Here is a 13,142-nt window from a genome sequence, read left to right as displayed (position 1 = left end):
AAAAGTAAAGCATTTGAAACTAGCTTGAGCGAATCTCACCAACTTTATGCCCGCAACCCATTTCTTTCAAACCTCTAACGTCTATAAAGCCTATCATCTTTTATTTGTGCGAACATTACTAAAATAAAGACTTTGAGACAGTGACCATAGAAGGAAGAATATTTATTATAAAAGATGTATAATTAGTAGGTTGTTTTGAAAATGGAATGAATCACATGGAGACATGTTTTGATAACTGAGCATCTTAGAAGAAGGAGGGCATCATTGTGGATGTTGGACAAAATCAGCCCGAACAACTGAAAAGGGCGATGACCTCCCGCCATTTATTTATGATTTCACTTGGCGGTGTCATTGGGACAGGCTTTTTCTTAGGAACGGGCTATACGATTGGACAAGCAGGGCCAGTTGGAGCCGTTCTTTCTTATATTGTGGGCGGATTGATTATGTATTTAACCATGCTGTGTCTTGGAGAGTTGTCGGTCGCACTTCCTGTGTCGGGGTCGTTTCATACGTATGCGACGAAATTTGTCAGCCCTGCAGCGGGTTTTGCTGTCGGCTGGATTTATTGGCTTGGCTGGGCGGCAACGGTCGCCCTAGAATTCTTATCAGCAGGACAGCTGATGAGGCGCTGGCTCCCGCAAGTGGATGTGTGGATTTGGTGTCTCATATTTGGAATGTGTCTTTTCTTATTAAATGCCCGGTCGGCGAAAGCGTTCGGGGAGTCGGAGTTTTTCTTTTCAACCATTAAGATTATTGCGATTTTACTCTTTATAGGTGTAGGCGGAGCGGCGATGTTTGGTTTTATTGAAACAACGAGCGGTGAACCTGCCCCTTACTTCAGTCATTTTGTGAGTGATGGTTTGTTTCCAAATGGATTGCTCGCCGTTGTGGTCACGATGATCACCGTGAACTTTTCATTCCAAGGAACAGAGCTGATCGGGATTGCGGCAGGGGAAAGTGAAAACCCTGAAAAAACCGTTCCTCGTTCGATTCATCAGACGGTTTGGCGTACACTCGTCTTTTTCGTCTTATCCATCTTTGTCTTAGCGGGTATGGTGCCTTGGAAGGAAGCGAGTGTGCTGCAAAGTCCATTTGTTACTGTATTTGAGAGAACGGGAATTCCTTTTGCGGCAGACATCATGAACTTTGTCATTATCATCGCTTTATTATCTGTTGCCAACTCTGGCTTGTATGCATCGACGAGAATGCTGTATTCCTTATCGAAGGAAGGAATGGCAGGAAAAGCATTTAGACGCGTGAATCAGCGCGGTATTCCGATGAATGCCTTACTGCTCACATTCCTGTTTACAGGGATTTCGCTATTATCCGGGTTCTTTGCAGAGAAAACAGTATTTGCCTGGATCGTGTCCATTGCCGGCATGAGTGCCCAGACTGGCTGGATCACCATTACATTATCACAGATGCTTTTCCGCAGAAGATATCTTAAAGCAGGCGGAAAGCTGGAAAACTTAAAATTTAAAACCCCTCTCTATCCGGTTCTGCCAATTATTGCGATTACACTCAACACAATCGTTTTAATCAGCCTTGCCTTTGATAAGGAACAGCGCATTGGGTTATATGTCGGCGTCCCTCTCATGATCATTGGGTATGTCGTCTATCACCGCTATGTGAAAAAGCATCAGGCGAAAAGTGAACCGCTTAAGCTGCAAATCCATGGAGATGATGAGATCCGGTTTTAAACCAGAAAAAGAAGCCAACCCAATCGGGAGGCTTCTTTTTTCATTTAATGAATGCCTTTCATTGCTTTCTTGATCACTGGTGTTAAGAGCAGCATCACACCGCATAAAACGATGGCAAGCATTCCGATGATACCGAAATAGACGGTTTCTGGCACTTTATCAAACAGTTTGACCACTTGCGCATTGATCGCCTGTGCCATCGCATTTGAAAGGAACCAAAGGCTCATCGTTTGCGCTGAGAAGGCAGCAGGTGCAAGCTTTGTTGTTGCTGACAGCCCAACTGGTGATAAGCAGAGCTCTCCGATCACGACAAGGAAGAAGCTCAGAACGAGCCATAATGGGCTCACAAGTGTATTCGGACCAGACATGTAGGCAGGAATGATCATGATGATGAAGGATAATCCTGCAAACAGAAGGCCAAGTGAGAACTTAATCGGGGTAGACGGCTGTTTCTTTCCAAGTCTAATCCACAACCAAGCAAACACAGGAGACAGCAGCACAATAAAGATTGGGTTCAATGATTGGAACCACGAAGAGGCAAGTGTCATCCCTAGGAAATTCAAGTTTGTTCGTTGATCTGCATATGTGGCTAAAATGTTTGAGCCTTGTTCTTGAATTGCCCAGAACATCACCGCAGCAAGGAACAATGGAATATAAGCGAGAACCCTGGATTGCTCCACTGAGCTCGTCTTTTTACTGAAATACATGACGATGAAATACACAATCGGAATGAGCACACCAAGCACACTGACAAACCAAGTGAATAGATTAATCGTGAGTGCGCCTGTTTGAATGCCAATGACAACAAAAACAGCGAGCACAATGATGATCAATGTTCCGAAAATTTTGAAGTTCTTGCGTTCAGCAGCTGATAACGGATTTGTCACATAAGTGCCGGCAAGACCAAGGTTCGGTTTTTTCGTGATCACAAATGTAATAAGTCCAACAAGCATCCCAACGGCAGCAAGTGAGAATCCGAGGTGGAAGTTCACTTTTTGACCGAGTGTTCCGACAATTAATGGGGAAATAAAACCACCCATGTTGATGCCCATGTAGAAAATACTAAAGCCAGAATCCCTGCGAGGGTCCGTTTTGGTATACAGGTCGCCAACAATGTTTGAAACGTTCGGCTTCAAAAGGCCCGTCCCAATAATAATCAGTCCCATACTAATAAAGAGCGCTGTTGCTCCGCTTGGCAAAGCTAAAATGACATGTCCAAGCATAATGAAAACCCCGCCATAAAAGACCGTACTGGACGAACCGAATACTCGATCGGCGAGCCATCCTCCAATAATGCCTGACATATAGACAAGCGCACCGTAGACAGACATGATCGAATTGGCTGTCGTCTGATCAAAACCAAGACCGCCTTTTGTCACCTCTGTGTACATATAATAAATAAGCAGTGCACGCATGCCGTAATAAGAGAAACGCTCCCAAAATTCAGTGAAAAACAGTGTGTAAAGTCCTTTAGGATGTCCAAAAAACCCTTTTTGAGGAACACTTTTAACAATTTTATCGTGGTCAATTGTAGACATGGCATAGATCCTTTCTTAAAAAAAGAGATATGAGAAAAATGATATTCTTGTATAGTTCTTGTGTCAATATAAAACTATTCTAAAACAGGAAAATGTTAGTTCAATAGGCGTAAAGACTCAAAAAAATGAAACATTCTTTCAAGTGAGAATGGTCAGAAAGTTATATCGGAAGAATTTACTTAAAATTTGAAGAATTGTACAAGCAAACCTTTTACACATGCATAGGATGACAAGAGGACTTGTGTGAAAAGGAGGGATTTAGGTTGGGGGAATTGAATGAATCTGATCTAAAAAAACCTGTTGTCAATGTACAAGATTTTGGTGTGATTGCGGATGGGGAAACGGACTGTACAGCGAGGCTCAATGAATGCTTAGAATGGACGAAAGCACAGGGGTATTCCCACGTCTGGCTGCCGAGCGGCACGTATGTAATCGATGCAGTGTACAGAGGTGATCGATTTTTTCCTTTCCGAGGTGCAGGCATACGGGTGCCAAGTCATATGTACATTGAGATGGCGCCGGATGCCGTGATTAAGGTAAAACCAAATGATTCGTGGGGGTATGCGGCCTTTTATATAGGAAAGGTTCAGCATGTGACCATCAGGGGCGGGCGAATCGAAGGGGATCGTCATGAGCATGTGTACAAGTCGCTTCCCCATGAACGAAAAACCCATGAGTGGGGCTTTGGGATATGTATTGAAGGGGCCTCCCATGTGGAAGTGAATCGTGTGCAAATCAAGAATTGTACGGGAGACGGCATCATTGTCAGTCCCCACGGTTTATTATCACAAGCTGAATCGTACTCGCCTGCTTCATCTATTCATATTTCTGGTTGCCACATCACAGATTCAAGACGAAACAATATCTCGATTACAGGCTGTGATGGGGTCATTGTGGAGGACTGTCTGCTGGAGAGAGCAGGAGTAAACGGAGTCGAGCCGAGAATGGGTATTGATATTGAAGGCTACGGAGAAAACGCAGTTAATATGGAGGAACCGCTGAATATTCAAATTCGAAACAACATTGTAAGAGGTGGTGCTGCAAGTTCTATTTATAATTTCAACGGCTATGGTGTCATCATTGAAGGCAATCATACAGACAGCAGTATCTCCTATGGCTTTGCCACCGAAACAATCATTGCCAACAATTTGATCCGTGCAGTGGGAGGAGGCGTTACAAAAGCAGGAATTACGAGCTTAGGTGTCTCTCTTGGTCAAACGGAAAACAATGTGATCATTATTGGCAATATGATTGAGGGATTTGAAAAAGGGATTGATGTGAGGGGCGACAGCGTTCACATTACAGGAAATAAGATCAGTCTATTTGAAGATGCGGCTGTGTCCGTTTATATGGCGAATCGTATTCTAATAGAAGGAAATCATATTGAATCGGGGACGAATACAGGGCAAAGAAGCGCAGCGCTGCGTATCTATCAATCGGATAGCGTCGTCTTTTCAAACAATACAATCTACTCGGTGATCGATGGGGCGATGGTGAGAGGAACGAATATCCTGATCCAGCACAATCAATTCAAAGATTTCAGCAGAGGGATATGGGTGCAGGAAGGGGAAACTGGAATCAACGGCAACCACTTTATTCAAGAAGGACACCCAGAGCTTGCGTCTTCGTATACGATCAGTATCACTGGGAGTGCAAAGGCTTTCATCTGGCAGAATCGCTTTAAGCACTACCAAAATTACGCCTTATACAGCAGCACGACGGGTCCATTAGAAATTAAAGATAATTCCTTTGAAGAAACATCTTTATATGTGGTGATGTATATTAAAAATGGTTCACCGCAAATTGGAGATAACCGCTTTTATTTAAATCGTTCGTTCGGACAGCCGACGGCGATCTTTATCGATCAAGCCGCCTCAGCCCGTGTGCTGCGGAATAACATCATTAATTTATCTCCTCAAAAAGCGATTGCCGTCCGCACTATATCTTCCACTCATTCCGTGATCGCCCATAACATGCTGGAACGCAGCCAATTGGTGACACATACCACAGACCGGCTCATCGGAAATATTGAAATCGACACACCATGATGAACGGGTGAAATCCCTAATTTTGGAGGTTCAGAAGGCGGTTGACAATCCTGTAAAAAGGGCATATAGTAATAATTATTTTTCATTTTTCGCAACATTTGCCCTTTTTTTATTGATAAAACCGATTAATTCAATCAGAAAAATGTATCTTCTGAGGACTTCAGTTTGATACAGCAGGATATAGAAAGGATGAAGAACAAGTGTCACAGCCGAAAAGGAAGCTCAAGCTAGGCGTATTCATCGCAGGAACTGGACATCATGTTGCCTCTTGGAGACATCCGAACGCCGTATCAGATGCAGCCATGAACCTGGATTATTTTAAACAATTAGCGAAAAAAGCAGAGGAAGGAAAGTTGGATTTGCTCTTTTTAGCCGACAGCTTATCCATTAACCAAACCTCTCATCCGAATGTACTCACGAGATTTGAACCGCTCACCCTGCTTTCGTCCATTGCTGAGTCTACTTCATCAATTGGTTTAGCAGCAACAGCATCTACTACATACAGTGAGCCTTTCCATATTGCAAGACAGTTTGCCTCCCTTGACCATTTATCAGGCGGAAGAGCGGCATGGAATGTGGTCACATCTTCTATTGAAGAAACAGCGAAAAACTTTAGCGGAGAAGAGCATTTAGCACACCATAAACGGTATGAGCGAGCAGAAGAATTTGTCGAGGTCGTGAAAGGTCTTTGGGATTCTTGGGAGGAAGACGCCCTTGTCAGAAACAAGGCAACGGGAGAATTCTTTGAATCTAGTAAGCTTCATGAGCTCCAGCATAAAGGTGAGTTCTTCTCAGTACGGGGTCCTCTCAACGTATCACGCACGCCTCAAGGGCAGCCAGTGATCATTCAAGCAGGATCATCCGAAGATGGTCAAAAGCTTGCAGCGAAAACAGCTGAGCTCATTTTCACTGCACAAAACGATCTCGAAAAAGCGAAGGAATTTTATCAAAGCTTGAAGGAGAAAGTTGAGGCTGCTGGTCGTGCTAGAGAGGACGTCAGCATCATGCCGGGTATCTTCCCGATCATTGCTGATACAGAGGAAGAAGCCAAAGCAAAATATGAAGAATTACAGGAGCTGATTGTTCCTGAGATTGGGCTGAGCATTCTGCAAAACTACTTAGGTGGGATTGATCTGTCTCAGTATCCTTTAGACGGACCGCTTCCAGAGATTGATCCAAGCACGTCAAATGCGGTGAAAAGCCGCTTTGATCTTGTGATGAATATGGCGAGAAAGGATAACCTGACCATTCGCCAGCTCTATCAATCGGTTGCCGGCTCTCGTGGTCATAATATTTTCATTGGAACACCAGAGCAGCTAGCAGATGTGATGGAAACATGGATCAATGAAGAAGCAGCAGACGGCTTTAACGTCATGCCGCCGCTCTTGCCAGAAGGGCTGGATGTGTTCGTAGACCGCGTCGTCCCGATTCTTCAGGAACGTGGCTTATTCAAAACAGATTACACAGGACAAACCTTACGAGAAAATCTTGGGTTAAAGCAGCCAAAAAATCGCTACACGACATAAGGGTGAGGTGACTAACGTTGGGATACACGTTTCGTCTGGCAACAGAAGCAGATATAGAGGCGCTGCTTGAACTGACAACAAGAGCCTATGAGCCAATTCGTGAGCTCGGCATCCAGTTTCAAGCAGCACATGCTGATTTCGCTCTCGTTCAGAAAAATGTACAAAAGAATCTTTGCTATGTGATGGAAGAAAACGGAGAACTTTTATCTACCTTGTCGCTCCGTATGCCTTGGGGAGAGCAGCCAGGACCGTTCGGCGTCCCTCACATTTGGTGGTTTGCTTCAGAGCCTTCCGCCAAAAAAGGGACAGGCTCTGTCTTGCTAGAATGGGTGGAAACTGAAGTGCTAAGGGATACCCTGAAGGTGCCATACGTATCTCTTGGTACAGCTGATAAGCATCCGTGGCTCATGGACATGTATGAGCGCAAAGGCTACGTCAGAGCAGGAGAAAAGGATTTAGGCAAGGGTCACATCACGGTTTATTTTAAAAAACAACTAAGGTCAGATATGACACAATTATAAGAAGAAAGAAGGGTTTACGAACATGAAAAACAAAAAGTGGCTAGTCGTTCTATTTGCAGCAATGCTGGCAGTTTTAGCAGCTTGCGGCGGCAACAATCAGAGTGAAGGCAAAGACGAAAAAGTGTTAAAAGTAGGCGCCACAGGGCAAAGCTATCCGTTTGCTTATAAAGACAATGGCAAGCTTGTTGGCTTCGATGTCGAAGTAACTGAAGCCATCGCAAAAAAACTCGGCTACAAACTAGACTGGCAGCTGAGTGAATTCAGCGGACTGATGGGACAGCTGACATCTGGTAAGCTGGATACAGTGTCAAACCAAGTCGCAGTCACAAATGAGCGTAAACAAACGTTTAACTTTACAGATACGTACGCTTACGCAGGAACACAAATCATCGTGAAAAAGGACAACAACGACATCAAAGGTCTTGATGATTTAAAAGGAAAAACAGTGGCGGCGGTTCTTGGCTCTAACCACGCCAAAAACCTAGAGAGCAAAGACCCGGACAAAAAAATCAATATTAAAACATATGAAACGCAAGACGGTGTATTAAATGAAGTGGCAAATGGCCGAGTAGATGCTTATGTCAACGGACGCAGTGTATTACTTGCTCAAATTGAAAAAACAGGTCTGCCTCTCAAAATCGTTGGCAACCCAATTGTGTATGAAGAAGTAGGCTACCCATTTGCCAAAGATAAAAAGCATGACAAGCTAAGAGAAGAATTTAACAAAGCGATTAAAGAATTAAGAGAAGACGGGACACTGAAGAAATTGTCTGAGAAGTATTTCAAAGACGATGTCACGGTGCCAATTAAAAAATAACGACAGCGGCGGTGAAGAGCAGACATGAACAAAATTGATTGGCAGTATATGGTGACGGTTTTTCCGACATTGATTCAATACTTGCCGATAACGATCTTCATGGCGATTGTCTCCATGGTATTTGCCATTATCATTGGTGTGGTATTCGCTCTCATTACGAAAAACCGGATACCTGTTTTATACCAATTTGCCAAGCTGTATATTTCTTTTTTCAGAGCGGTTCCAACCTTGGTTCAGCTCTTTCTCATTTATTTTGGTCTTCCGCAGCTATTCCCTGCGATGACCTCAATGGATGCCCTAACAGCGGTCATTATCGGATTAAGTATTAAAAACTCAGCATACTTAGCAGAAATTTTCAGAGCGGCCCTCAATTCTGTAGATGAAGGGCAGCTAGAGGCATGTCTATCTGTCGGCATGACAAGATGGCAGTCTTACGTCAGAATTATTTTCCCGCAGGCAGTCAGAAATGCGATTCCAGCGACGGGGAATACCTTTATCGGTCTTTTAAAAGAAACATCTCTTGCCTTTACCATTGGGGTGGCAGAAATGTTTGCACAAGGGAAGATGATTGCGTCCGCGAACTATAAATACTTTGAAACCTATTTAGCCGTAGGGATTGTGTATTGGATTATGACCATCATTTATAGCTTCCTTCAAGACCTATTTGAAAGAAAAATCAGCAAACCTTACCGGAATTAAGGAGGTGTGGACATGATCAAGCTCACCAATTTGAAGAAATCATTCGGCGATCTTGTCGTCTTAGACGGAATCAATCTCGATGTGCAAAAAGGGCAGGTTGTGGCCATTATCGGACCTTCTGGCTCCGGTAAATCCACCTTGCTGCGCTGCTTAAATTTATTAGAAATACCAGATGAAGGCATGATTGAAATTGGCGATGCGAAGCTCGATGCGTCCAAGTATACACGTAAAGAAGCCCATCATCTGCGTCAACAAACGGCCATGGTGTTTCAAAACTATAATCTATTTAAAAACAAGACAGCACTGCAAAACATCACAGAATCACTGCTTGTGACGAAAAAAATGACGAAGCAGCAAGCAAATGAGATTGGGATGAAGCTGCTGAAGCAGGTAGGATTAGAGCAAAAGGCTGACAGCTATCCAGTCACGTTATCTGGCGGACAGCAGCAGCGAATCGGGATTGCCCGCGCATTAGCGGTTGATCCACATGCGATTTTACTCGATGAACCAACGTCAGCTCTTGATCCAGAGCTTGTCTCAGGTGTGCTTCAAGTGATTAAATCCATTGCAATCCAAGAAACAACGATGATCATCGTCACACATGAAATGGCGTTTGCAAGAGAAGTGGCAGACCATGTGATTTTCATGGCGGATGGTCATATTATTGAACAGGGGACACCAACTGAGCTATTTGATGAAACGAAGAATGAACGGACAAAACGATTTATCCAAAAAGAAGCAGCGGCTGAAGAAGCATAAGCTGCTTTTTAGTCTTTAGAGGGGGTGAGTATTAGTGAAAACAATAGGAAAAGAAGCTTTAAACAAACGTTTAATTAACATTCGCCGAGCGCTTCATGAGCATCCAGAGCTGGCGTTTGAAGAATATGAAACGACAAAGAAACTGCGCGGCTGGTTAGAAGAAGAAGGGATCACCGTACTCGATTTTCCAGCTCTTCAAACAGGTGTTGTCTGTGAAATCAAAGGAGAACAAGAGGGACCAACGATTGCCCTGAGGGCTGATATTGATGCACTTCCAATTGAAGAAGCATCAGGCGAACCATTTTCCTCAAAGATACCGGGGAAAATGCATGCTTGCGGTCATGATTTCCATACAGCTTCTATCTTTGGAGCGGCTCTTTTATTAAAAGAGCGGAAACACGAGATGAAAGGAACGGTCCGCATTTTGTTCCAGCCGGCTGAGGAAGTCGCCCAAGGAGCGAAACATGTCATAGAGGCAGGCGTATTAGATGGAGTGGATGCGATTTTTGGTATGCACAACAAACCTGATCTGCCAGTAGGCACCATTGGTATTAGAGAAAAAGCATTAATGGCAAGTGTTGACCGGTTTGAAATCGATATTAAAGGGACGGGTGGCCATGCAGGTATTCCGAATCACACGGTGGACCCGATTGCCATCAGCGGGCAGATCACAAGTGCTCTTCAGCAAATCGTCAGCCGCCGCATCAGCTCCTTACATCATGCAGTAGTCAGTATCACACGCATTCAAGGCGGTACATCATGGAATGTGATTCCTGATCGTGTTGAGATGGAAGGAACCGTTCGGACGTTTGAGCCTGAAGTGAGAGCGATGATTCCAGAGCTTATGAAACAAATCGTGAGTGGGATTGCCGAAGGATTTGGGGCAAAAGGCGAAGTGAAATGGCATCCGTATTTGCCTTCTGTGTTGAATGACGAGCGTTTGACAAAGGTGGTCGAAGAAACGGCAGATGCGCTGGATCTCACAGTAGTTCAGGCAGAGCAGTCACCGGGCGGAGAAGATTTTGCCCTTTATCAAGAACGCATTCCAGGCTTTTTCGTATGGATGGGGACAAGCGGTACCGAGGAATGGCATCACCCTGCCTTTACATTAAATGAAGAAGCACTCCCTGTTGCCGCTGCCTTCTTTGCCGAGCTTGCCGTTCGGGCATTGGAGTCACGATCATGGAACTAACAAAACAATTGGCAGAGGCTGTACTGTCTGCTAATCCACTTCAAGATCAGCGGGCGGTAGAAATGGCTCGAAATGGTCTGTTAGATGCTGCGGCGGCGGCGCTTGCTGCGAAAGAGGATGAAGGTATACAGAAGCTAATGGCGCTTGTGGAACAAGAAGGCGGAGCCGCTCAAATTCCTGTCATTGGACAAGGGAAGAAGGTCAGCCGTCAATCAGCAGCGATGCTGAACGGCTACCTGATCCATGCCCTTGATTATGATGATGTGCATTCAGACGTGAGAGGACACCCAAGTGCGGTTATCATTCCAGCATTGCTATCACAGCTATCAGACGGCAAAGGGTTTGGCGATCGATTTTTAGCTGCCTACATCACAGGTGTTGAAGTGATGGCAAGGCTTGGCGAATCCATCGGCAAGGCGCATTATGAGCGGGGCTGGCATAATACCGGAACCCTCGGAGCCATTGCAGCAGTATGTGCCATTGGGTATTTAAAACAAGTCTCGCAGGAAGAGCTGGCGAAGGCAATCGGCTTTGCCGGAGCGCAATCAGCCGGAATGAGAAAGCAGTTTGGCTCTGATATGAAACCATTACAAGCCGGCTTAGCGGCTAAAACAGCCGTCTGGTCTATGGACTTAGCTTGTTCAGGTTTTGGCGGGAATGAATCGGTTCTTGATGGTACGCTTGGTTTCTTTTCTCTCTATGGAGATCAGGAGCGCGCGGAAAGTCGTTTACTAGAGGGATATGGTACAACGTGGCGTATTGTCTCGCCGGGGCTGTGGTTCAAAGTATACCCGTTCTGCTCAGCAACGCATCATGCAGCAGATGCGATTCTGTCCTTAATGGAAGAGCATACTTTCTTTTCGGATCAGGTGAAACAAGTAGAGGTCATATTCCCGCCTGGCGGAGATGCAGCGCTTATTGAGCGGACACCTTTGACGGGCGAAGAAGGACGATTCAGTGTCGAATACGTCATCGCACTTGCCGTATTTGGACAGACGCTTACGCTGGATGCCTTTACGAAAAAAACCATTCCATCAGACATGCGCACATGGATGAAGCGGATGAGCAGAGAATATGATCAAACGACAGAACCCCATCCAGACGCTGTCCCAAAAGGTCGCTTTACGATTGTGAAGCTTACCTTATCTGATGGCACCACCATTAGCAAACGAGTCGATCTTCCGCGGGGCGCACCAGGCCATGCACTATCGAAAGAAGACATCATGCAAAAATTAAACAGTATCACAGACACATCGCATGCACAGCAGATTTTACAAGTTATTGAAGACGGAAACGATTCTTCTTATTTGCAGCTGCTTGCATGATTTAAAAAGAAGAAAAGGGCTAAAATTTATTTAGCCCTTTTTGTGTATCATTTCTTATTCCATTTTAGTAAACGTCAAGCCAATATGAGCAAGTGCCTGCGGCAAGTCTTTCCGGATGGTGATGTCTTTAAATGAAATATTCGACTGAATCGCACTTAGAGCAAGATCTTGTTTAATCCCTGTTAAAACAGCCGAAATCCCTAAAAGTCTCAGCGTTTGTGCATAGCTGACCAGATATTGAATGCTCTGTTCATTCAGGCGTTTTGTTCCCGATACATCAATGACCAAATGAGAGAGCGACAGTCTGTAACTTTCCTGTAAAATGGTTTCTAAAATATGCTGAGCACGTGTCTCTTCGATATCACCTAGGAGAGGAAGCACGGCGACACCGTCAACAACTGGGACGATCGGTACAGATAATTGATGAATCTGCCGGTTGGCACGGTCTAGTTCCAGGACGTAGCTTAATAGAGAAGCCATCGTTTCAAACATATGCACATGCTCTTCTGTGAATTGCTGTGGTCTTAGATCAAGCCCGCAAATCGTTCCGTAGTTTGTGCCATCTGTAAAATTAATCGGCACTCCGATGAATGATCCGCCTTGAAGACGTTTCGTGACTTCTAAGTATTTAGAACGATCATCCAGTGATATATCAGGAATCACAAGCGTATCCTGATGATCGACCGCCAGTTTGCAAAATGTCTTCTCGTAAGGAATTTCTTCTCCTTCTTCAAGAAGCTGCTCATCATGATTCAGCACCTTTACAATCTGATTGGTGGTTTGATCGTTTTTAGCAATAAACAGTGTGTTTACATCAGTGAATTGACTCATCATATTTAAAATACTCGTAGAAGCATCATGAAAATTGCGAAACTGTTTTAATAGTTGTTGACGAGGCATTGTTTTAGGACTCCTTGTAGCTCCGATCATAGACCGGAACAATAGTTGATTTGTCTCTATCATACAAAATGAAACGAGAAATAGATATATTTTAATGCGCAAATCCATGTGAATCGG

The 13,142-nt window shown here is 44.5% G+C and carries 11 protein-coding genes; 9 read left to right on the top strand and 2 right to left on the bottom strand.

Annotated elements, in window-relative coordinates:
* The first annotated feature begins 266 nt into the window (after positions 1-266).
* A complete protein-coding gene (locus tag C6Y03_RS11525; protein ID WP_081311447.1) occupies positions 267-1,700 on the top strand; it encodes an amino acid permease in 1,434 nt (477 codons plus the stop codon).
* Between the two features lie 44 nt (positions 1,701-1,744).
* Here the strand turns inward: C6Y03_RS11525 and C6Y03_RS11520 are convergent, their stop codons facing one another.
* Positions 1,745-3,238, bottom strand: coding sequence for a peptide MFS transporter (locus tag C6Y03_RS11520; protein ID WP_060595527.1), 1,494 nt, complete (start codon positions 3,236-3,238; stop codon positions 1,745-1,747).
* Between the two features lie 263 nt (positions 3,239-3,501).
* Here C6Y03_RS11520 and C6Y03_RS11515 point away from each other — a divergent pair, with 263 nt between their 5' ends.
* The 8 genes from C6Y03_RS11515 (at position 3,502) to C6Y03_RS11480 (ending at position 12,125) form a co-directional block, all read left to right on the top strand.
* Positions 3,502-5,286, top strand: coding sequence for a right-handed parallel beta-helix repeat-containing protein (locus C6Y03_RS11515; RefSeq protein ID WP_106039326.1), 1,785 nt, complete (start codon positions 3,502-3,504; stop codon positions 5,284-5,286).
* A gap of 200 nt (positions 5,287-5,486) precedes the next feature.
* Positions 5,487-6,812: an LLM class flavin-dependent oxidoreductase gene (locus C6Y03_RS11510; protein WP_060595529.1), complete on the top strand. Its 1,326-nt coding sequence runs from the start codon at positions 5,487-5,489 to the stop codon at positions 6,810-6,812.
* Positions 6,813-6,829: 17 nt separating this feature from the next.
* On the top strand, positions 6,830-7,333 hold the full coding sequence (locus C6Y03_RS11505) for a GNAT family N-acetyltransferase (protein ID WP_095285964.1): 504 nt from the start codon (positions 6,830-6,832) through the stop codon (positions 7,331-7,333).
* 22 nt (positions 7,334-7,355) lie between these two features.
* On the top strand, positions 7,356-8,150 hold the full coding sequence (locus C6Y03_RS11500; RefSeq protein WP_060595531.1) for an amino acid ABC transporter substrate-binding protein: 795 nt from the start codon (positions 7,356-7,358) through the stop codon (positions 8,148-8,150).
* 24 nt (positions 8,151-8,174) lie between these two features.
* A complete protein-coding gene (locus C6Y03_RS11495) occupies positions 8,175-8,849 on the top strand; it encodes an amino acid ABC transporter permease (RefSeq protein WP_066031330.1) in 675 nt (224 codons plus the stop codon).
* A 12-nt stretch (positions 8,850-8,861) separates the two neighbouring features.
* Positions 8,862-9,608: an amino acid ABC transporter ATP-binding protein gene (locus C6Y03_RS11490; RefSeq protein ID WP_060595533.1), complete on the top strand. Its 747-nt coding sequence runs from the start codon at positions 8,862-8,864 to the stop codon at positions 9,606-9,608.
* A gap of 43 nt (positions 9,609-9,651) precedes the next feature.
* Positions 9,652-10,800 carry an amidohydrolase gene (locus C6Y03_RS11485; RefSeq protein ID WP_189318324.1) on the top strand — a complete coding sequence of 383 codons (1,149 nt, stop codon included), beginning with the start codon at positions 9,652-9,654 and terminating at the stop codon, positions 10,798-10,800.
* Positions 10,791-12,125, top strand: coding sequence for an MmgE/PrpD family protein (locus C6Y03_RS11480; protein WP_106039324.1), 1,335 nt, complete (start codon positions 10,791-10,793; stop codon positions 12,123-12,125). The genes C6Y03_RS11485 and C6Y03_RS11480 overlap by 10 nt, the downstream gene beginning before the upstream one ends.
* Before the next feature lie 54 nt (positions 12,126-12,179).
* Here C6Y03_RS11480 and C6Y03_RS11475 read toward each other — a convergent pair whose 3' ends face one another.
* Entirely contained in the window at positions 12,180-13,025 is an 846-nt protein-coding gene (locus tag C6Y03_RS11475) for a GAF domain-containing protein (RefSeq protein WP_106039323.1), read from the bottom strand.
* Positions 13,026-13,142: the final 117 nt, after the last annotated feature.

Origin of the sequence: Bacillus sp. LNXM65, assembly GCF_002998575.1 — a bacterium.
Lineage (GTDB): Bacteria > Bacillota > Bacilli > Bacillales > Bacillaceae > Bacillus.
This window is presented reverse-complemented; position numbering and strand designations above follow the sequence as displayed.